Origin of the sequence: Polynucleobacter sp. AP-Capit-er-40B-B4, assembly GCF_018882245.1 — a bacterium.
Lineage (GTDB): Bacteria > Pseudomonadota > Gammaproteobacteria > Burkholderiales > Burkholderiaceae > Polynucleobacter.
Genome location: NZ_JACVOV010000003.1, coordinates 58,382 through 84,405, shown reverse-complemented (window position 1 = coordinate 84,405; position 26,024 = coordinate 58,382). Strand labels below are relative to the sequence as shown.

Sequence of the window (26,024 nt, the reverse complement as noted above, 5' to 3'; positions counted from 1 at the left end):
CCTCAGGCCTCACGCAGACACTCAATCGCCGTAGCCTTCTGTATCCTTCTTTGGAAGCGGTAACCCGAAGCTAAACAAGCAACCACTCCAAAGCTAGCTCCCATCAAAAGCGCTTCACCAAAAGCGTTGAATTGTATTTCCATTACGTAACGACCCAAAGCCCAGGCAGCAACGCCGGAGGCAAGACCCGCCAATACACCCGACACTAAACCAATCATTAGCAGCTCAATGTTAGCAATGTTCGCTAAAGTATTTCGAGAAGCGCCTAATGCCTTTAGGAGGGCAGCGTTTTTATAACGCTCGTCTTGTGTAGCCGCGATAGCAGACATTAAAACCAAAATGGCAGCCACAATGGTAAATGCGAGCAGCAAGCCCAAAACCGATGAAAGCTTATTCAGAACTTCCTGAATTTGTTGCAATGAGGCTGATACATCCACAATCGTTAAGTTGGGATAAGTTTGACTCAGCTGAAAATCCAAGGATTCCTGTTTAGGCGATTGATAGTAAGAAGTAATCCAAGATTGCGGCAGTGGCTGCAACTGGGCCGCGGGCATGATCACAAAGAAGTTCACCCGCATTGAACCCCAATCTAATTTGCGCAACGAGGTGATCGGAGCAGTAATTTTTTCACCTGCCACCTCAAATGTCAGTTGATCGCCCATCTTTAACTTCAGGGTTTTGGCTATACCTGTTTCCATGGATATCTGCGGCGCATCACCCTCGATCCACTTGCCTGCCAACAATTGATTACCTAATGGCAATTGCTCTGTATAAGATAAATTAAACTCACGATCTACAAGGCGCCGGGCATTCTCTTCAGCATAATTATTTGGCGCTATATCTTTGCCGTTAATTTCAATTAAACGACCTCTGATCATCGGATAAAACTGTGGGGCAGGTACGCCTGCGTTTTGTAAAGATTGCGTAAGCCCCTGCTTTTGATCTTCTTGTACATTGATCATGAAGCGATTAGGGGCATCGGTGGGTATATTGCCCTGCCACGCACTTAAAAAGTCCGCACGCAATAAAAGAACTAACAGTAAAGCCATTAGCGCAATACCTAAAGCGGTAATTTGGACAACAGCGAGACTTGTTCTTCGGCCTTGCGCAAGGATCACGAATCCAAGTGCGAATCGCCTGGTTGGCATTGAACAAACGAGCCTTAAAAGTCCCCAAGAGACAAAAGCAAAGATGGCAATTGCAGCAGCAAAACTAAGGCTAGTCCATAAGGCTAATTTCCAATCGCGTGCAGCAATCATGATTAACGCCAGTGCCGTCGCTAAGCCAAAAATAATGGTCCAAAATGTCGATACATCTACGCCATCAAATTCTTTACGGATCAAACGAATTGGCGAGACCTTTACTAGCTTGAAGATGGCTGGGCCAGCAAACCCAAACAGCAAACTCCAGGAAACTAAAACACTCCAAAGCACAGGCCATATGGATACCTGTGGCAGGTCTGACATCACAAGATTACCCAATAAAAGCGTCAATATATGCTGCCCAAGATAACCCAATAGAGAACCCAGAAATGCTGCTATCAGACCAAGCATTAATAAGGTGTGAGCTTGACGGATCAGAATTACATTGGATTTAGCTCCCAAGCACTTAAGAACTGCACATGCATCTGCCTGCTTGCGCGTGTAACGATGCGCAGACAAAGCAATTGCAACTGCAGCAACCATTGCAGTCAACAATGCAATTAAAGACAGAAAACGATCTGCGCGCTCAAGCGTTTTGCGCATCATAGGCTGAGCATTCTCCAGGGTTTCGATACGTACACCCTTGAGCCCTTCTTTTTCAATATATAGATTTGCCCATGCGCCATAGGCAGAAATTTGCTGGTCTGTACCCGCAAGCAACAAACGATAAGTCACTCGACTACCTAGCCCAATCAGTCCTGTTGAACTTAAATCAGCCAAGGACATCATGACTCGAGGTGCAAAATTCATAAAGCCTGCGCCGCGATCCAGTTCGCGCTCAAGAACGCCAGCAATCAGAAAGGTCTTATCGCCTAGCCTGATGGAGTCACCTTCTTTAGCAGACAAACTCGCCAACATCGCCGGATCGACCCAAACAGAGCCCTGCATAGGTCCGGCACTTAGCGTTTTATCTTCTGAGCCTGTCTGAACGCGTAATGAACCGCGCAAAGGATATTGAGCGCTTACTGCTTTAAGGGATGCAAGCTTGCTGTTTGGGCCAACAGTGGCCATGCTTGGAAATACTACTGTTTGCGCTATTTTTAATTCTTTGTTTTGTGCTTCATTCAAAAATATGCTTGGTAATGGCTGATCAGAAATAATGAGCAAGTCCGAAGCTAAGAGCTTCCTAGCATCAAATGCAAATGCCCTTTGCATTCGGTCCGCCAAAAAACTCACGCTGGAAAGCGCCGTTACAGAAAGTGTTAGCGCAACAAAAAGCCAAGCTAATTCAGCAGAGCGAAAATCGCGCTTCAGACCACCCAGGAAGCGAAGAATCAATTGTCTCAAATGGCCTGAATTTGACCGCCATCAACGCGCATAACGGTACCCGTAATAAAGGAGGCATTTTGACTGGCTAAGAATGCAGCTGTATCACCATATTCTCTAGGGTCCCCATATCGCCCCATCGGAATTTGTCCCAAGCTTAGCTTAACAACATCTTCGTAGCTTTTGCCTTCGCGATTCGCGCGGGCCTCATCAAGCTGACGCAAGCGATCTGTTGCCACTCTGCCCGGCATGATGATATTCACGGTGACACCATCAGCAGCTACCTCTGACGCCAAAGTTTTTGACCAAGCTAGCAGTGCTGCGCGCAATGTATTGGAAATAGCTAAATTTTTAATGGGTGCAATCGCGCCTGATGTCGTGCTAGTAATAATGCGGCCCCATTTGCGTTGACGCATTCCTGGCAATACACGATCCGTAATAGCGATAAGCGATAGCACCATATCGTTAAAACTTTTTTGCCATAGTGCCGGGTCTTGACCAGCAGCAGGTGTTGGTGGTGGACCGCCAGTGTTATTTATCAAGATGTCGATTGGGCCTAGCTCTTTTTCCACTTTTAGGATTAAGCCATCAATCACTGACGGATCCGATAAATCCCAATTCAATGCCAAAGCCTTTCCACCGGCCGCCTCAATTAATTTGACGGACTCCTTCAAACCTTCTGCGTTACGCCCAGTGACAGCAACTTTAACGCCTTCGCGCGCTAACGAGACTGCCATCGCTTGACCTAAGCCACGACTAGAAGCCATCACTAAAGCAACCTTACCCTGAATTCCTAAATCCATTTTGTCTCCAAAAGCTAATTTTTATATTTTTAGTCTAACTGCAATTTTTGTTTAGCAACAACCTCTTTATAAACGGTGTACTCAGCCTTAATCTCTTTTGCAAAGGCTTCGGAGCCGTTCACATTAATGATCGAACCTGTGTCTTCAATTCGCTTTTTTACCGCTGGATCGGCAACCACTTTTTGTAGTGCTGCGTTGTATTTATCTACCACCTCTTTTGGAATACCAGCTGGGCCTAATAAACCGTAGTAAGCCATACGATTGACTGGCGCCAAACCAACTTCAGCAAAGGTTGGGACATTAGGTAATTGAGCCAAACGCTTAGGGGCGGCAATCACGATCGGAACAAGCTTGCCATCTTTAATGAACGGCAAAGATGATGGCAAGTTATCAAAAATCATCGACACTTGTCCGCCAACTGTATCTGCCAATGCTGGACCAGCACCACGATAAGGAATATGCACGATAAATACGCCTGTCAAACTTTTAAATAATTCGGTTTGCAGATGTCCAATGCCTCCTGTGCCAGAGCTTGAATAGGAGTACTTACCAGGATTCGCCTTCAATACCTCCATAAAAGTTTTGAAGTCTTTGGCTGGGAATGCTGGATTGACTGCGATGATGTTTGGTGTTGCTGCAATATTGCTAATGGCCGTGAAATCAGTGATTGGATCGTAACCAACCTTCGGGTTAATAGCCGGATTAGCAGCCGTTGTAGATACAGTTGCCATACCGATGGTGTAACCATCTTTAGGCGCACGCATTACCTCCAATGCACCAATAGAGCCACCACCACCCGCCTTGTTTTCCACAATGACAGGCTGGCCAAGCTGACGGCCCAGGGCATCACCCACTGCACGAGCGATGATGTCAGTACTGCCGCCTGGCGCGAATGGCACTACCAAGCGAATTGGCTTAACGGGGAAATTTTGCGCCTGAGCGACAGCAACAGAGCCAACCGCTACAAGAGCGGTCGCGCTAATAAATTTAATAAGCTTTACTGTGGTGAATTTCATAAGTTTACTGACCTATAGGTTTAGGTAAATTAGAGGCATATTTAGAAAGTTGACCTTCATAGTCCTGGAAGATTTCAGCCAAGGCTTGCTGCTGACCCAAAACTAGCGCCTCTGGAGTATTGTCTTTAAGCGCTACTCGTTTTGTATATCGATTTGCACCAATCAAGGGATTGCTCTTGCCTGCATTAGTCGCAGTTAAGAAGAATTCAACGCTCACTACCGCCTCTGGCTTGATGCGGTAGTCACCGTAAAACTCATTAATTGTTAACTGCAGAGTATAGAAAGGGAAAAAGCTGTTGCCCTGACCAACGGTTGCGGCAAAGATATTTGCCTGGTTAAACCACTTACGCTCTGCATTTGCAATCATCTCCGATGGGATAACGGTATACACGTTATAAAAATCTTTTTCATAACGTTGATCACTCAAGCGGTAGACCAAAGACTTTGCATCAAATGGTGGCGCTACAGATACTGAGCCGATCTTTAACCATAGGTCAGAGCGAGTTTTAAGGGGCGCGGCAGTTCGTTCAGGCGCAACCATCCAGCTCGTAGGAGAAACCGGTGCTCGAGTCGGAAGTGAGCATGAAACTAAACCCAAGATTGCTATTAAAAAGAGAATTCGTTTAATCATTTTTGCGCTCCAGAACCGCTTGAACCTTTTAGCGGTGGTGTAATTTTCGCTGGCGGCTCACCCCATATCAAGCTAGATGGTGATTGACTTGCAATGCGACTAAATTCATTGAGATTCTCGCTAGTCTGCTTCAGGTTCTCAATCGTGGCACTAGTGTCACCCTGAATGCTGGTAACGGTTTGACGTAATGCAACCATCGTGCCAACAAGCTCTCGCATCAAAATACTGAGCTCGTCTTTATCGGTTACCTTATTAATACGAGCCATGATCACATTGAGTTGTTTAACAGATTCAATGACGCCCTCATTGCCTTTGCCATCACCAGCCATCATGACATTCAAATTGGTAAATAACGCATCCAACTTCTTCTGTGTGCCGTCAATATTCATATCATTGAGTGCGCCAATCAGCTTTTGAATGCCAGAAATGATTTCATCAGCCTGATTTGGTAAAGAGGGAATGACCGGGTAGTCAGGCTTCCAATCATACGGCAGCTCTTCAGTCCGATTGGCTTCGCCAACAAAATCAAACTCCACATAGTTCACGCCGGTTATACCCATGGACTTAACGCGCGCACGTAAATTATTTTTTACAAAAATATTAAGGTGATCCATGTCCACTTGCTCGCCAAAAATTTGCATGCGAACGATCACATACTGTCGACGCTTTTTAAAGGGAATGTCTTTTTCGTAAATATCCCCGGTTAGACCAATCATGGTGACCTGACCCACCTTCACACCCCTGAAGCGCACTGCAGCACCAGTGTCTAATCCAGTAACGGATTGCTTAATATAGGTTTCAATATAGAAAGATTTTTTAAAAATCTGTCCAGATCCAAAGATCAAAATCACAGCCAATAGCACCCCTATTGCGGCCAGAACGAAAACGCCTAGGCGGAAATAATTCGGATTTGAGTTATTGCTCATGCTGCGTCCTTGCTCATAATGCGATTAAAGAATTGATGCACTCTAGGGTCCTTACTGGTATCTCTTAACACTTTCGGATCTCCCTCCGCAATGATGCCTTTAGCATCCTTATCCAACATGATGACCTTATCAGCAATGGCATAAATGCTGGCCAACTCATGAGAAACAATCACAAAGGTAATGCCCAAGTTTTTTGATAAATCTTGGATGGTGCTATCGAGATCCGCTGAGGTGATTGGATCAAGACCCGCTGAAGGCTCATCCAAAAATAAGATTTTAGGGTCTAGTGCCATCGCCCTTGCAATCGCTGCACGTTTTTGCATGCCACCACTGATTTCACTAGGCATATAGGACTCATATGGCAAGAGACCGACCAAATCTAGCTTACAGCGCGCTAGAAGATTCATTTGCGCCTGTGTCAGCTGAGTGTATTCCTGCATAAACAAAGTGACGTTATCCAATAGATTCATTGATCCAAATAACGCGCCTTGCTGATACATCACCCCAAAGCTCGTCATGATCTTTTGACGTTCGGCACCAGTTGCAGTGGTGATATTTTGACCTTCGATTAGGACATTACCAGCTAATGGTTGATACAAACCGAACAAATTTTTCAGAAGACTGGATTTACCGCAACCCGAACCACCGAGAATCACAAAAATCTCACCGTTACTAACAGTGAAATTTAAGTTCTGCATGAGCACCTTAGATCCATAACCAACCGTGAGGTTCTGGACATCAATAGCGTAAGGAGAATTATTCGGAGTAATTGGCGCGTCCATCAGAAGCCTGTTTTATAGGAGATGAAGGCGAAAATACCGTCAACGATGACAATCATGACAATGCTGCTAACTACTGCACGTGTAGCTGAGATACCTACAGCAGCCGCACCAGTACCCGTTTGCATGCCGCGCAAACAACCCATAGCTGAGACAACTACACCAAATAGGGTTGCCTTCAATAAGCCAGAAAGAATGTCTTCCACATCGACAGCAGATAGCATGCCATTATAAAAATTTACAAATGGAATGCCATAGATCAACATCGTCAACATCGAAGAAAAAATACTGACGATATCTGCGAACAAAGTCAAAATTGGGGCAACGAGAATGCCAGCTAAGACTCGCGGCACTACCAAAAAGCGAATTGGGCTTAAGCCGCCTGAAACTAAAGCATCCACTTCGCTGTTGACTGTCATCGTACCGATCTCAGCAGCAAAGGCAGCGGAGGAACGGCCGGCCAACAAAATAGCGGTAATTAACGGCCCCATTTCTCTAACAATCCCCAGGGCAGCCAAGGGGCCAACAAAAGATACCGCGCCAAACTGTTTCATACCAATTGCAGCTTGGAAAGATAAGATCACACCGATTAAGAAGGCAACCAAACCAACGATTGGTAATGCCGCAATGCCCGCCTCAACCGCAGCATTAATAAAGTCGCCCCACCTCACTTGCTTTGGATTTCTAACTGACCAAACTAAATCAGAAAATAAATGACCCGTGAATTCAATTAAACCTGCAGTGTCATCAATGATGTTTTGAACTGCCATCCCCAGGCTGACCACAAAACTTCTTTTGGGTTTTACAGATGGCGCAGGAAATAAATTATTGATTGGATCAAACTCTTTTAGTAGAGGTTGATAACGAGCATCCAAGCCAGATAAGAGATATTTAGCGCCGGCAATTGTCTGCGCCTCTTGTATGGCTATCAGAAAGGCAATACCAGCGCCATCTAGAGAAGCAACTGCCGATGAATCAACACTGAGGGTTTTTGCTTTGCTATCGCCCTGCTTTAGCCAGGCATCTTGAGAATCACGAATTTGGGTCCAAACTCCACCCAAGGAATAGACGTTCACAATGCCACTGAGAGACACCTTTGCAGAATTGGCATCTACTTGCGACCAAACAGCAACTGGGGCCTCAGAAACGGCAGAAATGGTGTCAGAAATGCTCATAACCCAACTATAAGGGATACAGGTTTAAGTTTTATAAAACGCTTAAAAATGAAAAGGGCCCAGTTTTGCAACTAGGCCCTCATATAAGTTGGTGCGGCTGGCAGGAATTGAACCCACGACCCCTTGGTTCGTAGCCAAGTACTCTATCCAGCTGAGCTACAGCCGCAACAGCCATAATTATGCCATGGAAGAGAAGAACTACATCACCCCAGCTGGTCACGAGCGTATCAAGACCGAGCTCCTAAAGCTCTTAAACCTTGATAGACCGGAGGTTGTCAAGGTTGTCCACTGGGCTGCCAGCAACGGCGACCGGTCTGAAAATGGGGACTACATCTATGGAAAAAAGCGCCTCAGGGAGATCGATAGACGGATTCGATTCCTTAATAAACGCCTTGAATTTGCCGTAGTTGTAGACAATTCCACCCGAAAATCTGGCGAAAATGACGCCGATCAGGTCTTCTTTGGGGCTACCGTAACCTACTCCGCCCTTGAAGGACCTCAAGAAGGCAAAGAGACCGTTATTACCATTGTTGGGGTAGATGAGGTTGATCTAGATAAAGGCCATGTGAGCTGGGTATCACCTATAGCTAAAGCACTCATTAAGTCTCGAATCGGAGACTGCGTTTTTATTCAAACGCCAACTGGACCAGCTGAAATTGAAATCCTAGATGTTCAGTATCTTTAAAACTACATAGCGCGGGTACGAGTGACACGCATAACGTCTGGATTAGCACGTAAGCTACGCATCACCTTAGAGAGATGCAGACGATCGTAAACCTGGATCGTAAAGCGGATTGTCACAGAATCTTCCTTGAAGCGATCCTCCATTGAAACATTCATGATGTTTGAGTCAGCCGCAGTCACACTACTTGCAACTCTAGCCAAAACACCTTTACCTTGGCGCGTATCAATTGCTAGATCCAACTCAAACTCACGATTGAGCTCTTTACCCCACTCCACCTCTACCCACTTATCGCTGTCTTTTGAGAGCATGCGTAAAGCAACCGGACAATCGTTGGTATGCACTTGCAGGCCTTCGCCTTTACCTAGGTAGCCAATGATGTTATCGCCTGGAATCGGGTGGCAACAACCCTGGAAGTGAATGGAATTGCCCTCACGACCATCCACCAAAATAGCCTGGCGTTGATGATGATTAATTTCTTGATTTGGTGCAACCCAATCGGAGGCGCCCAAGCGCATCTGCTCTGAACCACCTTCGTCATCAATCAAAATCTTCAGACGAATTGCTAACTCTTGAGGGGATCTTCTACCTAAGGCAATGTTGACGCAAGCTTCTTCTCTGGTTTTATCACCAGTCCAGTGAGTAAGTTTTTCCCAAATCTCTGGGCTCAGCAATGCTGCATCAACGCCTTGCTGACGCAATGAATTTGCTAAAAGGCGTTCGCCAAGCTGCAAGGATTCGGAATAATGCTTAGTCTTTAAGGAATGGCGAATAGAGGCACGGGCTTTTCCGGTGCGCACAAAAGCGAGCCAACCAGGATTAGGCTGCGAGCTTGCAGAAGTAATGACTTCAACAATGTCACTATTTTTTAACTCACTGCGTAGTGGTAATTGCAGGCCATTAATCTTGACGGCTACACAAGTATTGCCAAGGTCGCTATGGATCGAATAGGCAAAATCAAGTGCAGTGGCGCCTCTTGGTAAAGCCCTAATTTGTCCGGTAGGCGTAAAAACATATACCGCATCTGGGAACAAATCGATTTTGACGTGCTCTAAAAATTCTTGTGAGTCGCCGCTACTATCTTGAATATCAATTAACGATTGCAACCATTGATGGGCGCGGTTTTGTACTTCACTCATATCAGGTGAACCGTCTTTATAAGCCCAATGCGCTGCCACACCCGCTTCAGCCACTGCATGCATATCAGTAGTACGAATCTGAAACTCTACTGGCACACCTGATGGACCCAACAAGGTAGTGTGCAAGGATTGGTAGCCATTCAACTTAGGAATGGCAATGTAATCCTTAAACTTGCCAGGCATTGGCTTATACAAAGAATGTAAGATCCCTAGAGCGCGATAGCATTCGTCAATCGAATGAACGGTTACGCGGAAGGCATAGACATCTAGTACTTGAGAAAAACTTAAATGCTTAGAGCGCATCTTGTTATAAATGCTAAAGAGCGTCTTTTCACGACCACGAAGATCTACTTCTAAGTTGGCTTTAGCGAACGCCATGCGAGAAGCCTGCAAAATCTTCTCGACCATTTCCTTGCGATTACCACGCGCCCGCTTGACCGCTCCTTCAATCACCCTAAAACGCATCGGCATGGAATAACGGAAGCTCAAATCCTGTAGATCGCGGTAAATGACGTTCAAGCCGAGGCGGTGAGCAATAGGCGCGTAGATTTCAATGGTTTCAGCTGCTACACGACGACGCTTCTCCATCGGCACCGCATCGAGAGTGCGCATATTGTGGGTGCGGTCAGCCAGCTTGACTAAGATGACACGAACATCGCGTGCCATTGCCATAAACATTTTGCGAAAGCTTTCTGCTTGCGCCTCTGCATGACTCTGAAACTCTAATTTATCGAGTTTGGTTAGACCTTCAACTAGCTCAGCTACTTTGTTGCCAAACTTTTCAACTAAATCTGCCTTTGTGCAGCCGGTATCTTCAATCACATCATGCATTAAGGCCGCCATGATGGAAGGCGCATCTAAGCGCCAGGTAGCGCAGAGCTCAGCAACAGCAACTGGGTGTGTGATGTAAGGTTCACCACTATGGCGATATTGACCTAAATGCGCAGCATCAGAAAACTGAAAAGCCTTTTTAATTTGCGCAATTTCTTCTGGCTTGAGATAGGTAAGCTTTGACAGCAATCCCTCAATCGAAACTACCTGATGCTTGAGAGGAAGATTGGGCGCTGAGGTGGGCCCAAACAAATGACGACTCGATTGCGCTAACAAACTCGCAATGATTGATTTTTTACCGCTTTGAGATGTATTGGAATCGATATCCAACAATTGCGCTTGAGCTGAGTCAAGCGAAGCATCTTTAGGCAAGATGCTTCCTACTTTTTCCGATGTTTTGACTTGTCCAATAGGGAGCTCCACACCGGAACTCCTTAATTACAGAGGTACTTTGGTCAACATGTCACGGTCGGTTACACCAGCAGCTACTTCGCGCAATGCAACTACAGTAGCTTTATCTCTGGACTCAACACGTGGGGAGTGACCTTGCACCAATTGGCGCGCACGATAAGTGGCAGCCAAAACCAATTCAAATCGGTTTGGAATCGTTTTAAGGCAATCTTCTACAGTAATTCGGGCCATGCTGAACTCACTTAATTTAGCTTCAATACCTATAGGATAACTGATTAGACCCCGAGACGCTTCAAAAGAGCTGGATTTCGGGCCATACTGGGTCCTGAGCGCAGGCGGCTGGAAGCCAAAATATGCTTTAAATCCACCAAAGCCTGATCAAACGAATCATTCACAACGATGTAATCAGCCTCATGGGCATGCGTGAGCTCAATATGGGCAGCCGCTAAGCGGCGCTCAATAGTGGCTTCATCATCTTGGCCACGCTTACGCAAACGCTCTTCTAGGGCTTCAATGGACGGTGGAAAAATGAAGATCCACTGCACTGATGGAATTAATTTACGGATCTGTTGGGCACCCTGCCAATCGATCTCCAGCATGACATCACTGCCAGCTTGCATTTGAGACTCAATCCACGGCTTAGATGTGCCGTAAAAATGACCATGCACTTCTGCCCACTCTAAAAAATGACCTTGGTCACGCTCTTGCAGAAAATTGTCTTTGGTCAAAAAACGATAGTCTTTACCATCTATCTCACCAGGTCTTGGAGCGCGAGTGGTAGTGGATAAAGATAACTTCAATCCCTGGTCATCTTTTAATAAAGCATTCACCAAAGATGATTTACCGGCACCGGATGGTGCCACTATCATCAACATGCTGCCTTGATAGGATGGAGTTGAATTAGCGTTAGTCATGAATTGTTTAATTACTCAAGGATTACTCAAGATTTTGAACTTGCTCACGCATTTGCTCAATAAACAATTTGAGCTCTAGCGCTGCTTGCGTACATTCTTCTGAAACAGACTTAGAGCTTAAGGTATTGGCTTCGCGATTGAGTTCTTGCATCAGAAAATCTAAACGTTTGCCTACTGGGCCCTTGCCTGTAAGCGCTGTATCTACAGCCTGAAGATGGGTTTTTAAACGCGCAAACTCTTCGGCAACATCGATCCGCACAGCATATAGAACAACCTCTTGGCGAATACGCTCCATGAGCTCTGCCCCTGCTTTAGCCTGCTCTTGCGCAGCTAAGGCTTCTGATAATCGCTCAGTTAACTTCTCTTGGTATTGCGCGACGTATTCAGGAACCTTGGGCTCAATCACCTTAACGATGTCACGCATCTTGCCGGTAATGCTAGTAAGAACGCCAACTAAGGCTTTGCCTTCCGCATGACGACTTTCCATAAGGGCTGCTAGAGCAGCTCGCCCAGCTTCAACGGCGGCTGTGACCCAACTATCTTCTTCACCGCGCGGCTCAGAAACAACGCCAGGCCAACGTAATACTTCAGCAATACTCAGTTCTTGCGCTTTTGGAAAAGCGTCTTGGGCCCTTTCTTGCAAGGTATATAGAGCGTCTAGGCGGTCTTTATTAATAGCACCCAGTGCATGTGGGTTAGATTTGGCTGAATTAGCCGCCCCTGCATTGACTCGCCAAGCAGCCCGGAACTCTACCTTGCCACGAGAGAGGCTTTGAGTAGCCATTTCTCGTAAGGCGGGTTCAGCCCCACGGCACTCGTCCGGAAGACGAAATCCCAAATCCAGAAAGCGGCTATTAACAGCCCGACATTCCACCTGCAGATCAGCAACTACACCAGCTCCCAGGGAGACTTGGCGAGAAGCGCTGCCATAACCAGTCATGCTCGATATCATATGGACATTGTAGATTCATTATTGAACCAGACCCGATACATACCCTAACCCCACAGGACCCCATTTCCATGAGCACCGCCAATTCAGCCAATATTACCCGCCCGAGCGGCCGTCAGCCAAAAGATTTGCGCCCCGTAACCATTTCTAGAGCCTTTACCAAGCATGCCGAAGGTTCGGTATTGATTGCCTTTGGGGACACCAAGGTTCTTTGCACCGCCAGCATCCTAGAAAAGGTGCCACCCCATAAAAAGGGTTCTGGCGAAGGCTGGGTAACTGCCGAATACGGCATGCTCCCCCGCTCTACCCACACCCGTAGCGATCGTGAAGCAGCTCGCGGCAAACAATCAGGCCGTACCCAAGAAATTCAGCGCCTGATTGGTCGCGCTATGCGCAGTGTCTTTGATTTAAAAGTCTTGGGAGAAAGAACCATTCATCTGGATTGCGATGTATTGCAAGCTGACGGTGGTACACGCACTGCATCGATTACTGGCGCCTATGTTGCCGCAAGAGATGCAGTTAACCAACTTCTAAAAAGTGGTGTACTCACCAAGGACCCGATTATTGATAGCGTAGCCGCCATCTCTGTCGGTATTTATCAAGGCACGCCAGTGCTTGACTTGGATTACCCAGAAGACTCTTCTTGCGATACCGACATGAATGTCGTCATGACAGGTAAAGGTGGCATGATTGAAGTACAAGGTACCGCTGAGGGCGCTGCTTTTTCTAGAAATGAACTCAATGCACTCCTGGATCTTGCTGAACAAGGTATTCGTGAGCTTACTCAAATGCAAATCGATGCATTGAAATAAAGGTCGCAATGCAAAAGCTGGTTCTCGCTTCCAATAACGCTGGCAAGGTAAAGGAATTTCAGGCGCTTTTAGCTCCTCTGAATTTTCAGGTCATTCCTCAAGGTGAATTAGGCATTCCGTCCGCAGAAGAGCCTCACTGCACTTTTGTAGAAAACGCACTAGCCAAAGCACGTCACGCCAGCGCGGCGTCTGGTCTTCCGGCTTTAGCCGATGATTCTGGAATTTGCGCACACGCCTTGGATGGCAAACCTGGTGTTTTGTCAGCCCGCTTTGCAGGAGAGCAAGGCGATGATGCAGCGAACAATGAAAAACTCATTCAAGAATTAAAGGCTCACACTGATCGGGGTGCGCATTATGTTTGCGCTCTTGTACTAGTCAATAGTGCAGATGATCCAGAGCCGTTGATTGTTCAGACCCGCTGGTATGGGCAAATTGTTGATAAAGCATCAGGCAGCAATGGGTTTGGGTATGACCCTCATTTCTTTTTAGAGGATCAAAACTGCACTGCTGCAGAGCTAGAGCCCACCCAAAAGAATTTAATAAGCCATCGTGGTCAAGCCTTGCGCGAACTAATTACGCAACTTAAAGCTCGTGCTTAATTCCAATCCTAACAAAGTCAGCCTCAGTGCATTGCCACCTTTGGCTTTATATATTCACTTTCCTTGGTGCGAAAAGAAGTGCCCTTATTGCGACTTTAATTCGCATCAAATTAAAGAAGGTAAAGCGGGCTTTGATGAGGCTCGTTATATCAAGGCGCTGATTGCTGATCTAGAAACGGAATTGCCTAATACTTGGGGACGTCAAGTTCACAGTATTTTTATTGGTGGCGGAACGCCCAGCCTACTTTCCGCTGAAGGAATGGATCAATTGCTTTGCGCAATACGTGCCAGAGTAAATCTAGAGCCGGATGCCGAGATCACGATGGAGGCAAATCCTGGATCAGTCGAGACTGAGAAATTAGCAGGCTTTGCTAAGGCGGGAGTCAACCGCGTTTCTTTGGGCATACAAAGCTTTCAGGATGAGCAGCTTAAAGCCTTGGGACGCATTCACAATGGTGAAGAAGCGAAGCGAGCAATTGAGATCGCTTTAAAACACTTTAAATCCGTGAATCTAGATTTAATGTACGGCTTACCCAAGCAAACTCTTGAAGCAGCAAAGGCGGATATAGAAACTGCTCTGTCATTTAAGACTCCCCACTTGTCTTTCTATAACCTCACCTTGGAACCAAATACCTACTTTGCTAGTTTTCCACCCAACCTTCCTAGCGAAGATGAAATTGATGCGATCTATGAGCAGAATTTAGATTTACTCACTAAGGCAGGCTATCAACGCTACGAAGTTTCTGCATATGCCCAAAAAAATCAAGAGTGCAAACATAATCTGAACTACTGGCGTTTTGGTGATTACATCGGCATTGGCGCAGGGGCGCACGGCAAGGTTTCATATCCAGATCGAATCACACGGCAAGTCCGAGAGCGCCAACCAGAAGCCTATATGAGCGCTATGGAATCCAAAGGTAATGCGCTCATTGAAAACCGTGAGATAGCAGCCAAGGATCTTCCTTTTGAATTTATGCTCAACACCTTAAGGTTAACTGATGGCGTAGACACCAGCACCTTTAGTGAGCGCACTGGCTTGCCTTTAAGCGTGATTAGCAAAGGCTTAGATGAGGCAAGTAAAAAAGGATTGTTAGATGAAAATCCTAGCAGACTAAAAGCCACCGAAATGGGAATTCGCTATCTCAATAACCTGCAAGAGATGTTTTTAGATTAGATCGGTAGCTTCAGATTACTACTTACCGATCCAAACTGGTGGCTCGCCATTTAAAAATGCAGCGACACCATTCTTAAAGTCTGCACTGCCATAAGTTTCACTAATGAGATCTCTGCAATCGGGCAGATTATTTTTAATTAGTCTTGCAAGAACGAGCTTGGTCGATTTTTGAGTAATGGGCGCTAATTTACTGAGGCGCTCAGCTAAGTTTTCAGCCTCTTGACTTAATTGATCTTGATTATGGATAGCAAATACATATCCTTGCTTTGCCAACTCTTCTGCAGAAATCATTTCTGCTAAGAGCAACATCCGTTTCACAATATTGATACCTAGATGTGCTACGAGCCAAGCGACATTGCCCGCTGATAAACAATTGCCAAGGGTTTTAGCTATGGGTACGCCAAATTTGGCTCCAGGTGAAGAAAGTCGAAAATCGCAGCAGCTAGCAATTGCTAAACCACCCCCTACCGCCATACCGTCAATCACGGCGATGGTTGGGATTGGTAAAGTGGCAAGCGGGGCAAGATAACTATCAATACCCTCTTCGTAACGTACCCCATCTTCACCGCTTTTGAAGCTAGCAAATTGGGCGATATCACTACCCGACACAAATGACTTGCCGCCAGCACCCCGAAAGATAGCTACTCGTATCTTTGGATTTGTGGCTAGGTCTTCACAAATGGATTTAAGTGATTGATACATGCTGACGGTCATCGCATTGCGAGCAGCCACATGATCAAAGGTAATGTGGGCAATGTTGTCGCGTATCTCTAATGTAACCTGCGCAACATTACCCTCTTTACCGTGCTCAAGCATGCAATTTATTCAGCTTTGATGTTCAGGCTCTTTACGAGACGCTGATACTTTGCTAACTCAGCTGATAAGAACAAACTAAAGGCAGCCGGTGTTGCTGGGCCTTCAGGTTGCAAACCCTGAGAATCCAATGTCTTTTTAATTTGTGGATCTGCCATTGCAGCCTTAACAGCCTGATCAATCTTGTTCACAACAGCTGGATCCATTCCTTTTGGACCCATTACGGAATACCAATTGGTGACATCGAATCCAACAATGCCCACCTCAGCAAATGTTGGCACATTTGGAAGAATCGATAAACGTTTTGGAGTTGAGATCGCCAATGCTTTTAAGCCACCATCTTTAATCTGCTGCAAGTTTGGAGGCAAAGTATCGAAGTTCATCGTAATTTGTCCGCCAAGCAAATCAATAATCGCCTGACCACTACCTTTATAAGGTACATGGTTTAACTGAATGCCGGCAATCTTGGAGAACAAAGCACCAGCTAAATGCTGCGTGCTGCCAATGCCTGAAGATCCATAAGTCATCTGGCCAGGATTTGCTTTGGCCAAAGAAATTAACTGGGCTACTGAATTTACAGGCAATGAAGACTTCACAACCAATACGTTCGGCACGTATCCTAAATAGGTAATTGGTGTGAAATCCGTTGCTGGATTGTAAGGAACATTTGTTAATACAAATGGTGCAATCGCATTGGAGTTTGAATGCCCTACGAGCAAGGCGTATCCATCCGGATTAGATTTAGCAACCTGATCAGCTCCAATAGTGCCAGCAGCACCTGACTTATTCTCAATAATCACGCTCTGACCCAAGATTTCACTCATCTTGGGTGCAATTGCACGCGCAACAATGTCGGTGCCGCCACCAGGCGCGAAACCAACAATCAAACGAATTGGTTTTGCAGGGTAGGCTTGCTGCCCCATTGCAAAAAATGAACTTGTGGCCAGCGAGATTGCGAGCAAGCTACGCATAGCCCATTTAGGCGTTTTAACCAACATAAAGTCTCCAAAATTGTTTTAATTGTGTTTGTTACTATTACAGGGTAATTCTAAACATATAAAAACAATTGAGACAATGACGAAAACACCTATAAATGGCGCTTCAGATGGCGCACATCACGGATCTTCCAAGCCATTACCCCTTTCAGGAGTACGTGTTCTTGACGTCAGTCAAGTTATGGCAGGTCCCTACTGCTGCATGCTCTTGGCTGACCTCGGTGCCGATGTCATCAAAATAGAGCCGCCTGGAACTGGTGACCAAACTCGTGGCGCTATGGGATTCAAGATGAAGGGTTCAGACAGCATGGGTTTTCTGAATATGAATCGCAATAAACGCAGCCTCACTCTTAATCTCAAAACAGAAGCTGGTAAAAAGGTATTTTTTGAGCTGGTCAAAACAGCCGATATCTTGGTTGAAAATTATCGCCCGGGCGTAATGAAAAAACTGGGTATTGATTACCCCTCTTTGCAAGCAATTAATCCAGGCTTGGTCTATGCCAGCATCTCCGGATTTGGCCAAACGGGTCCGTGGGCAGATCGCCCCGGATTTGATTTAATGGCGCAAGCCATGTCTGGCGTGATGAGTGTTACAGGATATCCAGACGGTCCACCGGTAAAGGCTGGCGTCCCGGTTGCTGATATTGGCTGCGCCCTATTCGCTGTGTACGGAATTTTGTCTGCTTATATTGGTAAAAGCAAAACCGGTGAAGGTCAATTTATTGATGCCTCACTGTTTGATTCAGCCTTAGCCTTCTCCATCTGGGATACCGCGCAGTATTGGGGTACTGGAGTTGAGCCCTACAAACTCGGCACAGCCAATCACATGAGTGCACCTTATCAAGCTATGAAGGCCTCTGATGGTTATTTTGTGATGGGCGCTACGAATCAAAAGCTCTGGAAACTTCTCTGCGACAAAATTGATCGACCAGAATTATTTGAAGACGCACGCTTTAAAACCAATCCTCTACGCTTAGCCAATCGACTGGAGCTCGCTGCTGAATTAGAAAGATCATTCGCCCAAAAAACCAGCAATGAATGGGTTGATGCATTGCTTGCCGCCGGAATACCAGCCGGCCCCATCAATACATATCCAGAAGCATTCGATAGCGAACATGGACGTCATCGCAAAATGCGCATGGAAATCGATCACCCTATTGAAGGCAAAGTTCCCAATATTGGCTTTGCCGTCAAGATGAATGGCACTCCTCAGCAGGTTTATCGCCACCCTCCTTTGCTGGGTGAACACACCAGTGAGCTTCTTGCAGAATTAGGCATTGCTGGGGAAGAACTGAAGTCACTGGAAGCTGGCGGCGCTTTTACAGCCTGAGAAATTCTTCTGTTTTGGATAAAAGAAATGGGCTCCTAGGAGCCCATTTCTTATTACCTACCCATTGATTAGCTTAGGCACCATCAGAATTAGCAATTGGAGGAGCTTCAAACGGATCCTTGCTAGGTTTGGCTGGTGGTGCCTTAGCCTTGGTGCCAGGCATTAATTCAAAGTCTGGAGTAAAGGTGATCATGGTGCTACGCAGTTGATCAAAGACTTTGCGATCACCTTCAAACCTGGCTTTACCTTCGGCCTGAAGTTTTTCAAAAGTAGTTTGTCCGCCCATGACTTTCTCTAGGTCACTACGATTCACAGTAATAGTGAGGTTTGGATTTTTATCCTGATAACCCTTGATATTGGTCAGCGCAGAATTACTCATCTCCACAACAAACTTTTCACCATTATCTGGAGTGCTCAGATTGATGGTGAACTTCATGCCGGCAGCTTTTTTGCTATCCATGCTGATTGCCAATGCATTAAGCCAAAGCTCTGTAGTCATGGCTCTGATCATGTCAGGGCCATTAGTCTTTGGTGATGCACCAGAAGGCATACCATGACGCAATTCGTATGCAGCACCTAGGAAGCTATTACGCACGCTAGGACTTTCTTTTTGATAGCCAATTTGTTCAAAAATATCGGCTAGCAGATCTTTGGCGGCAGTATTGTTCGGTTGCGCATAAACCAGCTTATTGACAATCTCCATCGCCTCACGATATTTGCCCTGCTGATAGAGCTGCTTGCCCTTTGCCATAATCTTGGCAGAACCGCCCATCATCTCAACATACAGCGGCGCAGAATCTTTTGGTGACAGAGGAATCAAGGTAGCAGGATTAGCATCCCAGTAACCCAAGTAGCGATTGATCACAGCACGACTGTTGTGCTCTTCTGAACCGTGGTAGCTATGCGCTGCCCACTGCTTTTTCAAACTCTCAGGTTGTTTGTAGACGTTATGCACTTCATTAATCGTGACGCCATTGTTCGCCAAATGAAGCACCTCGTTATTTAAGTGCGCATAGCTATCACGCTGAGTGCGCATCACCTCTTGAACACGCTCATTACCCCAACGCGGCCAAGAATGTGAAGCAAACATTACTTGAGCCTCATTGCCATAACGATACAAAGCATTATTAATGTTCTTAGACCATGCCAAAGCATCGCGAACTAAAGCGCCACGTAAGGTATAGATATTATGGATGGTGCCAGTAATATTTTCAGCAGCCCAGAATGCTTTGAATTGCGGGAAATAGGTATTCATCTCGGCAGGCGCCTCGGTTCCCGGAGTATTTTGAAACTCCATTTCCACACCATCAACCGTCATCTTTTCAAATGGCTCATTAATGAGAATGGTTGGCTCAATCAAACCAAGATTTCCTGCTGCGGTATTTTTACCAATCGATTGGTCAACGTGTCCAAATGGGCTGCGGGGCAATAAGACGCCATACTGGAAATACAAACGACGTGTCATGGCATTGCCGGCATATACGTTCTCTGCAACGGCATGATCCATAAAGCCAGCAGGTGCAATAATTTTTACCTTGCCACTCTTCACATCAGACTCCTCTACCACGCCACGAACACCACCAAAGTGATCGGCATGCGAATGTGAATACACCACCGCAACTACTGGACGCTTACCTAGTTTCTCATTCACCAATTCCAGAGCTGCTCTAGCGGTCTCTTTTGAGGTCAATGGGTCAAAGACAATCCATCCTGTATTTGTTTTAACAAAACTAATATTGGATAAGTCAAAGCCGCGAACCTGGTAAATCTTGTCTGGCACGACTTCGTACAAGCCATAACCCATATTGAGAATCGCCTGACGCTGCAAAGATGGATGCACGCTGTCAAAGTCTTTACCCTGCAATAGAAATTCATAGCTCCCCATATCCCAGGCAACATTTCCTGCATCAGCCATGATGGCCTTATAAGGAGGCGCAGCAATAAAACCCCTCTTTGACTCTTCAAAATCCCTTTTATCCTCAAAAGGCAGCGTCTTACGTAACCCGTTTTGTAATTCGACCGTATAGCTCGATGGCGACTTACCTTTCACATCAAAGTGTTTGCCTTGCATGGCGCCAGGATCAACTACAACACCGCCGCCGCCCGCAGCTAAAGCCAATCCAGAGGACAACAAGGTAACTGTAATTGAAATTTGAGTAAGTTTGATTTTCATAAGAGCCTAAAGTAAAAATGCTTTGATTACTTCAATGATATGTTTGAGCTAACCAATGGCAATTAGCCCTAAAGCTAATAGTTAAGTTGAATGAGGAAATTAGATTACATAGACCGCAACCAGAGGCAAGCTCACAAAGAAAGTGGCCCCCTTCTCTGGGGATGACTCAAACCAGATTGAGCCACCATGTCTCATCACAATATGTTTGCATAACCAGAGGCCAATTCCCATGCCGGAACTTTTGGTAGTTGAAAGCAGCTCAAACATATGGGACTGAACCTCTAGATCAATTCCCAAGCCACTATCTGCAACTGATATTTGAATATCAGAGCCAACGTGCCGACCCAAAATCGTAATTTTTTTATCCGCTTTGTCCAAATTCTTTAAGGCATCAATTGCGTTATTCACTAAATTTAAAAGTACTTGTTGTAGCTCCCCCTTATTTGCGGTTACAAATAAATTCTGCTCCAGTTTCAATACCATTTGAATATTCTGCTTAGCAATTTCAGGACTTGCGATGGTGAGCACTAAGTCTATTAATTCAGCAATATCTATTTTTGTTGAGGCCAATTTTTCATCAGCAAAGACGGATCTGAGGGAGCGAATGATGCCTGCCGCTCGCTGATTATCGACGAGCAAAGAGTCTAGAATTTCTTTTTGCAATTCAGGACTTAAGCTGCCCTCGGATAACTTTTTTTGCAGAAATTGAATATTCAGACTAGAGGCACCAAGCGGCTGATTGAGCTCATGAGCGATTGAGGCAGATAAAGCTCCAGTGCCGGCAGTCTTATTTGCCTTGAGTAGCGTGCCAATTAGGATATCCCGCTCTTTCAGGAGTGACTTAATCTCTTGGTTCTCATGAGTAGACTGTGCATTTGCTTTTGCAATTTGCTCAGCCCAATAACTGCCAATAGCTATATAGGAGAGCGTATTCATCACCAATTGAGAGATGGTAAAGAGAATCAATATTTGAGGAATTTGCTCAACATGCGTAATAGTAAAAGCTGAGGCAACTAATATAAAAAAACGACCTATTGCAAAAAATATTTCAGCAAAACTGGCGCATTGCATATAGAACAATTGCTTTGATGGTGATGCTTTTCTTTTGATGGCTAACTCATAGATTTGCCAGCAATAAAAAATACTGGCAATAGCAGCCATTGCAGCAGTTCGAATCTCAAAAGTCCCATACAGGCGCATGTATTCGAAAGCAGGAATAAAGAGGAGAACTGAAGCTGAGGCAAATATCTTTGCTCGCCTGGAAACTTCTCGATTGAGTGACTGGCAAAAAAGGGCTTGCAATAGCGCAGCGACATAAAAGAAGCTGTTGGCAACCGTGAAATTAAATTCAGGGTTCGCAATATTTTGAATGGTGATGACTCCCGCCCCAAAAACAAATAGACCCACCACACTCACTAATAGCGAGGACATCCAGTACAGACTTGGCTTAAGCAAATTTTGGGAGCGGTAATAATGATAAATACCGAAAAACAGGCCCATCTGAATAATGGCCAGAATAAAGAAGTAAATAGAAATGAGCAGCTTCATGTTCGCTATAGTACATCCAGAGAATTGATTCGCTAAAATGCCTGTCATGCGGCTTTTAAGTAGAATCCAGCTCCTTTTCTTTATCACCCTATCCATCATTGGGATTGACTTTGCACAGGCCCAATCTGCCTTCTACAACGCCGCTAACAATTACCTCAAAAAGCGTGCCGATGCCTTCATGACAATTACGGGGTATTCACTAACGCCGGATGTCACTACAGGCTCCCTATCAATTCGCAACAATGGTGGAGAGAACTCTGATCTACAAATGATCTCACTTGGCGGTGGTGATCGTATTAGTGCAAATTTTCCACTCTATTTAGAAGGCACCCTAGCAGTCAATCGCTACAACCCTACTTTTACAGACGGGATTGGAAACAGCTCTGTTACCGTGCCCGTGCACTGGAATAGCATTACTGGAACAGGCGGTATCGGTTGGGATTTCCCGATTACCAATGAGTTGCGCTTTCGCCCTATTGCTAATGTAATGTTGGGGCATCTCGAGAGTGACCTGTCGATTGCCTCTAGAGTGCTTCAGAATCAAAAGGGGATTGATTTGCAATTCCTGAACGGAGGTCGCATGAACTCCTATGGCCTGGGTGGCTCCGTCATGCTTGATTATGAAAATTACAAGCCCGATCAAGAGATTGATGTGGAGTTGCGTTACACCAATATTCCGGTCCAAACATTTGCCAGCTCTACCGCAGTACAAGGATCAGCAGATTCACAAAGTCTGGCACTTTGGGCCAGAAGTCGTATTCCGACACCGATCACACTTCTGGATAGACCCTTAAGAGCCGTGTTTGAAGTGGCGCATACCGAATTCTTGGGTGACTTACGTGGAGCGCTGGGTTTTAACTCCCTATCCTCCGTTGGCACCGGTATTGAATTGGATCGCAGTGCATCTGACCCTATTTTTACTCGGGTTAGGGTCGTATTTCGCTATCAGTTTGGCCAAAACGTACATGGCACCTCTATTGGCCTTGCAGCTAGCTTCTAGCAATACAATGGACGCAAGTACTAAATCACCAGTATTTAGACATTTCCGCATCACCACCCAAGGGTGATGCTCTTTAACCACCCAAAGGATTAAACCATTATGAAAAAAATTATCATTGCTATCGTCATTGCTGCAATCGCAGTTGGCGCTTACGTTTTCCTAACCAAACCAAAAGTGCCTATTGCTGGCGTAGCCGCTCAAGAAGCCGCACTCATCTATGATGGTGAAGTAACCAAAATTGATGCAGCAACTCGTACAGTGACTCTCAAAAACAATGATGGCGAAACTTCTATTGTTGCCGGCCCTGAAGTGAAGAACTTTGCTGAAATTAAAGTGGGTGACCGTTTTGATGTTGTTTATGAACTCGCTGTAGCGATTGAGCTGGTTAAGGTTAAAAATCCAGGCACTACTAGTGAGCAAGTTAGCACCAGCACTACTACTGCTCCACAAGGTGATAAGCCGGGCATGATCACTACTAATACCGTTACTGCAACCGCTAATGTTGAGGCAATTGATACAGCTAAAAATGTTGTTTCTTTAAAAGGCCCACAAGGAAATATCATCAAGGTTAAGGTTCAGAACCCTGAGTTGATGAAAGATATTGCTGTAAATGATCAAGTAAAAGTGGTTTACACAGAAGCAATCGCTGCAGTAGTAAGCGCACCAGCTGCCAAGAAGTAATCAAGAAGCAATCAAGAAGTAGCCAAGAAGCACAGTCATTCTTTTCAGTAGCTGAAAAGATAAAAGCCCAGCAAGTAGTTGCTGGGCTTTTTACATTTAACTTGGCGGAAGAGGTGTCAGGATCCCTCCATGTAAAGCCTTGTTTGACCCTAGCAAGCGTTAGTAAGCCTAAAACCCTATAAATTCCAATGCCCTAAGGGTTAGCTGCGCAATAAATAGTTTTTGCGTAGTTAATTTTCAAACAAGACTTTACTTTACTTACCAAGACATCACATAGCCAGCCATGGGGAGCCTGTGGGGAAATATGTGGGGATAGTTAAAGGAAATCTTCATGGCAACCTGCTTTACTGATTTATTCATCAAAAACCTCATAAACCCTGGGAGATATACAGACGGCGAAGTTAGAGGCCTCAACCTCCAAGTAAAGGCCAACCATCAAAAATATTGGGTATTTAGGTACTCTTATAAAAACAAGCGTTATGACTACAGCTTAGGCTCGTACCCAGCCATTCCCTTGAAGGAGGCACGTAAAAGAGCCGTAGCTGCGCGAAACCAAGTAAATCAGGGGCTGAATCCAGCTGATGAGAGAAAGGTCGCCAGGGCATGCAATCGGGAATCAGAAAAAATCGTGACTTTTAAAGATTATGCGCTTGAGTGTATAGAAAGCAAACGATCTGAGTGGAGCAATGCGAAACATGCTGAGCAATGGAGGAATACTCTTCGTGACTATGCATTTGTTCATATTGGCCACCTACCAATAAACGCGCTAAATACCGAAGACATCCTAAAAATATTAAATCCTATTTGGCAAACAAAGACGAATACCGCATCTCGTTTACGAGGCAGAATTGAATGGATACTAGCTTCCGCAACATCCAGAGGGCTTCGCGTTGGCATGAACCCTGCTCAATGGCGAGGTCATTTAGACACAATCCTGCCAAAACCTTCCAAGGTGGCTCCGATTGAACACCATAAAGCCCTACCCTACAAAGAACTTCCCTCATTCATAAATGAAATCAAGGCTATAGATTGCCTGTCAAGCCTTGCGCTTGAATTTTTGATACTTAATGCCAATAGGACGGGGGAAGTGCTGTATGGGCTCCGAGAAGAAATTCAAGGCGATATTTGGACAATACCAGCAACGCGAATGAAGTCAAAGAAGGAGCATCGTGTTCCACTTTGCAAACGATCTCTAGAGATACTGTCAATTGCGTGGCACTCAGATAGAGATAGCCCATATCTTTTCTCAAGGAATGGAAAACATCTTAGCAATATGGCATTAACAGTTATGTTGCGCAGAATGGGGAAAGATTTTACGGTCCATGGATTTCGTTCGACTTTTCGCGACTGGGTGGCCGAAGAAACTCAACACTCTCCAGAAGTTGCCGAAAAAGTGCTGGCACACACCATCCAAAATAAGACAGAGTCTGCTTATAGGAGAGGTGACCTAATAGAACCAAGAAGAAGGCTTCTAACAGACTGGGAGTCATATTGCCAAACTGGCTGCTGGGGGAATACCTTAACCCTGGAATGGCAAAAAGCTGCTTAAACTATAGCTGCGCCTAGCTCGACGGAGCGAATTGGAGGTCCCTGCTCTCCTTGGCGCAGCTTCCCATGCAGGCATGCGTGCAGAGGCGCCAATGAAAAAGACAGCAAAAGGTATACGGCAAGTTGATGGGAAAATTATTCCAATCGAAGAGCGCGAGCCATATCCAGAAGAACCATCAAGAAAAGACATTATCAATCACCTACTGGGAAATCTTCAGAGTGCAAATGAACACTATGAAAAGGAGTTCTTAAATTTTGATAAGAAATCAATTCCGCGTGAATTCTTAGATATTTTTTGGGGGCTGAGAAGCGAGGTTGATCATTTTTTAATGTACTTCGATGGAGTCCTAACTACAACTAAGTCAGGTAAAACAGTGGGCCGAAATAAAACTACTGAAGCCATGAAGATCGCTTCCGATGTAGTGGATGAATTTAGGCAATTAAATCAAGATAAGGATGCATTACCTACTGGTAAATATCTCGCTGATGAGGTGAATGCACGTATCAATGAAATGGCATTGCGCGGAGAGCCATGCCCCATGAATATCAGCACAAGAACAGGTCAAGATTGGATAAAAAAGATGAGGGATAAAACCTTCACTTAGGCCGAGGTCATCCAAAAACGTA

At 45.5% G+C, this 26,024-nt stretch carries 24 protein-coding genes and 1 tRNA gene; 9 read left to right on the top strand and 16 right to left on the bottom strand.

Features of this window, described 5'->3' with window-relative positions; genetic code table 11:
• Positions 1 to 2: 2 nt before the first annotated feature.
• The 8 genes from ICN19_RS08465 to ICN19_RS08430 form a co-directional block, all read right to left on the bottom strand.
• Positions 3 to 2,489: an ABC transporter permease gene (locus ICN19_RS08465; RefSeq protein ID WP_216247059.1), complete on the bottom strand. Its 2,487-nt coding sequence runs from the start codon at positions 2,487 to 2,489 to the stop codon at positions 3 to 5.
• Positions 2,486 to 3,271, bottom strand: a complete 786-nt coding sequence (locus tag ICN19_RS08460; RefSeq protein ID WP_216247058.1) for an SDR family oxidoreductase — start codon at positions 3,269 to 3,271, stop codon at positions 2,486 to 2,488. Before ICN19_RS08460 ends, ICN19_RS08465 begins: the two co-directional genes overlap by 4 nt.
• Before the next feature lie 29 nt (positions 3,272 to 3,300).
• Positions 3,301 to 4,287, bottom strand: a complete 987-nt coding sequence (locus ICN19_RS08455) for a tripartite tricarboxylate transporter substrate binding protein BugE (RefSeq protein ID WP_216860672.1) — start codon at positions 4,285 to 4,287, stop codon at positions 3,301 to 3,303.
• A 4-nt stretch (positions 4,288 to 4,291) separates the two neighbouring features.
• The gene (locus ICN19_RS08450) at positions 4,292 to 4,918 is read right to left on the bottom strand and encodes a membrane integrity-associated transporter subunit PqiC (protein WP_216247057.1); all 627 of its coding nucleotides are present in this window, start codon (positions 4,916 to 4,918) and stop codon (positions 4,292 to 4,294) included.
• Positions 4,915 to 5,844, bottom strand: a complete 930-nt coding sequence (locus ICN19_RS08445; RefSeq protein WP_216247055.1) for an MlaD family protein — start codon at positions 5,842 to 5,844, stop codon at positions 4,915 to 4,917. The genes ICN19_RS08450 and ICN19_RS08445 overlap by 4 nt, the downstream gene beginning before the upstream one ends.
• Entirely contained in the window at positions 5,841 to 6,626 is a 786-nt protein-coding gene (locus tag ICN19_RS08440; RefSeq protein WP_216247053.1) for an ABC transporter ATP-binding protein, read from the bottom strand. Before ICN19_RS08440 ends, ICN19_RS08445 begins: the two co-directional genes overlap by 4 nt.
• Entirely contained in the window at positions 6,626 to 7,798 is a 1,173-nt protein-coding gene (locus ICN19_RS08435; RefSeq protein ID WP_216247051.1) for an ABC transporter permease, read from the bottom strand. Before ICN19_RS08435 ends, ICN19_RS08440 begins: the two co-directional genes overlap by 1 nt.
• An 89-nt stretch (positions 7,799 to 7,887) precedes the next feature.
• Positions 7,888 to 7,964: transfer RNA gene (locus tag ICN19_RS08430), tRNA-Arg, on the bottom strand.
• Positions 7,965 to 7,982: 18 nt separating this feature from the next.
• Between ICN19_RS08430 and greB the strand changes: the two genes are divergently transcribed.
• Positions 7,983 to 8,483: a transcription elongation factor GreB gene (gene greB / locus ICN19_RS08425; RefSeq protein ID WP_216247049.1), complete on the top strand. Its 501-nt coding sequence runs from the start codon at positions 7,983 to 7,985 to the stop codon at positions 8,481 to 8,483.
• 2 nt (positions 8,484 to 8,485) lie between these two features.
• Here greB and ICN19_RS08420 read toward each other — a convergent pair whose 3' ends face one another.
• From ICN19_RS08420 to ICN19_RS08405, 4 genes are read right to left on the bottom strand one after another with little or no spacing between them, the layout of a single operon-like run.
• Positions 8,486 to 10,873, bottom strand: coding sequence for a RelA/SpoT family protein (locus ICN19_RS08420; RefSeq protein WP_216247046.1), 2,388 nt, complete (start codon positions 10,871 to 10,873; stop codon positions 8,486 to 8,488).
• A 15-nt stretch (positions 10,874 to 10,888) separates the two neighbouring features.
• Positions 10,889 to 11,092: a DNA-directed RNA polymerase subunit omega gene (gene rpoZ, locus ICN19_RS08415; RefSeq protein ID WP_011902918.1), complete on the bottom strand. Its 204-nt coding sequence runs from the start codon at positions 11,090 to 11,092 to the stop codon at positions 10,889 to 10,891.
• A gap of 44 nt (positions 11,093 to 11,136) precedes the next feature.
• The gene (gene gmk / locus ICN19_RS08410) at positions 11,137 to 11,775 is read right to left on the bottom strand and encodes a guanylate kinase (RefSeq protein ID WP_216247045.1); all 639 of its coding nucleotides are present in this window, start codon (positions 11,773 to 11,775) and stop codon (positions 11,137 to 11,139) included.
• 22 nt (positions 11,776 to 11,797) lie between these two features.
• Positions 11,798 to 12,727 (bottom strand): YicC/YloC family endoribonuclease, encoded by a 930-nt coding sequence (locus ICN19_RS08405; protein WP_216247044.1) that lies wholly within the window; start codon positions 12,725 to 12,727, stop codon positions 11,798 to 11,800.
• A 68-nt stretch (positions 12,728 to 12,795) separates the two neighbouring features.
• On the opposite strand from ICN19_RS08405, the gene rph reads away from it, so the two are divergent.
• Genes rph through hemW form a run of 3 tightly spaced genes read left to right on the top strand, consistent with a single transcriptional unit; the run spans position 12,796 to position 15,309 of the window.
• On the top strand, positions 12,796 to 13,536 hold the full coding sequence (gene rph / locus ICN19_RS08400; protein ID WP_216247043.1) for a ribonuclease PH: 741 nt from the start codon (positions 12,796 to 12,798) through the stop codon (positions 13,534 to 13,536).
• A gap of 8 nt (positions 13,537 to 13,544) precedes the next feature.
• A complete protein-coding gene (gene rdgB / locus ICN19_RS08395) occupies positions 13,545 to 14,135 on the top strand; it encodes an RdgB/HAM1 family non-canonical purine NTP pyrophosphatase (RefSeq protein ID WP_216247042.1) in 591 nt (196 codons plus the stop codon).
• Complete coding sequence (hemW, locus tag ICN19_RS08390) at positions 14,128 to 15,309, top strand: radical SAM family heme chaperone HemW (RefSeq protein ID WP_216247041.1); 1,182 nt, start codon at positions 14,128 to 14,130, stop codon at positions 15,307 to 15,309. The genes rdgB and hemW overlap by 8 nt, the downstream gene beginning before the upstream one ends.
• Positions 15,310 to 15,327: 18 nt before the next feature.
• Here hemW and ICN19_RS08385 read toward each other — a convergent pair whose 3' ends face one another.
• Positions 15,328 to 16,125, bottom strand: coding sequence for an enoyl-CoA hydratase/isomerase family protein (locus ICN19_RS08385; RefSeq protein WP_216247039.1), 798 nt, complete (start codon positions 16,123 to 16,125; stop codon positions 15,328 to 15,330).
• Between the two features lie 5 nt (positions 16,126 to 16,130).
• The gene (locus ICN19_RS08380) at positions 16,131 to 17,120 is read right to left on the bottom strand and encodes a tripartite tricarboxylate transporter substrate binding protein (RefSeq protein WP_216247037.1); all 990 of its coding nucleotides are present in this window, start codon (positions 17,118 to 17,120) and stop codon (positions 16,131 to 16,133) included.
• 76 nt (positions 17,121 to 17,196) lie between these two features.
• Between ICN19_RS08380 and ICN19_RS08375 the strand changes: the two genes are divergently transcribed.
• On the top strand, positions 17,197 to 18,447 hold the full coding sequence (locus tag ICN19_RS08375; protein WP_216247035.1) for a CaiB/BaiF CoA-transferase family protein: 1,251 nt from the start codon (positions 17,197 to 17,199) through the stop codon (positions 18,445 to 18,447).
• A 73-nt stretch (positions 18,448 to 18,520) separates the two neighbouring features.
• Here the strand turns inward: ICN19_RS08375 and ICN19_RS08370 are convergent, their stop codons facing one another.
• Together ICN19_RS08370 and ICN19_RS08365 are read right to left on the bottom strand one after the other, a co-directional pair.
• A complete protein-coding gene (locus tag ICN19_RS08370; RefSeq protein ID WP_216247032.1) occupies positions 18,521 to 20,620 on the bottom strand; it encodes an alkyl/aryl-sulfatase in 2,100 nt (699 codons plus the stop codon).
• Positions 20,621 to 20,719: 99 nt separating this feature from the next.
• Positions 20,720 to 22,168, bottom strand: coding sequence for a sensor histidine kinase (locus tag ICN19_RS08365; protein ID WP_216247031.1), 1,449 nt, complete (start codon positions 22,166 to 22,168; stop codon positions 20,720 to 20,722).
• A 46-nt stretch (positions 22,169 to 22,214) separates the two neighbouring features.
• On the opposite strand from ICN19_RS08365, the gene ICN19_RS08360 reads away from it, so the two are divergent.
• The 4 genes from ICN19_RS08360 (at position 22,215) to ICN19_RS08345 (ending at position 26,002) form a co-directional block, all read left to right on the top strand.
• On the top strand, positions 22,215 to 23,168 hold the full coding sequence (locus tag ICN19_RS08360; protein ID WP_216860671.1) for a hypothetical protein: 954 nt from the start codon (positions 22,215 to 22,217) through the stop codon (positions 23,166 to 23,168).
• Between the two features lie 99 nt (positions 23,169 to 23,267).
• Positions 23,268 to 23,849: a hypothetical protein gene (locus ICN19_RS08355; protein ID WP_216247029.1), complete on the top strand. Its 582-nt coding sequence runs from the start codon at positions 23,268 to 23,270 to the stop codon at positions 23,847 to 23,849.
• 331 nt (positions 23,850 to 24,180) lie between these two features.
• The gene (locus tag ICN19_RS08350) at positions 24,181 to 25,398 is read left to right on the top strand and encodes a site-specific integrase (protein ID WP_216247027.1); all 1,218 of its coding nucleotides are present in this window, start codon (positions 24,181 to 24,183) and stop codon (positions 25,396 to 25,398) included.
• Positions 25,399 to 25,489: 91 nt separating this feature from the next.
• Positions 25,490 to 26,002 (top strand): hypothetical protein, encoded by a 513-nt coding sequence (locus ICN19_RS08345; protein ID WP_216247025.1) that lies wholly within the window; start codon positions 25,490 to 25,492, stop codon positions 26,000 to 26,002.
• Positions 26,003 to 26,024: the final 22 nt, after the last annotated feature.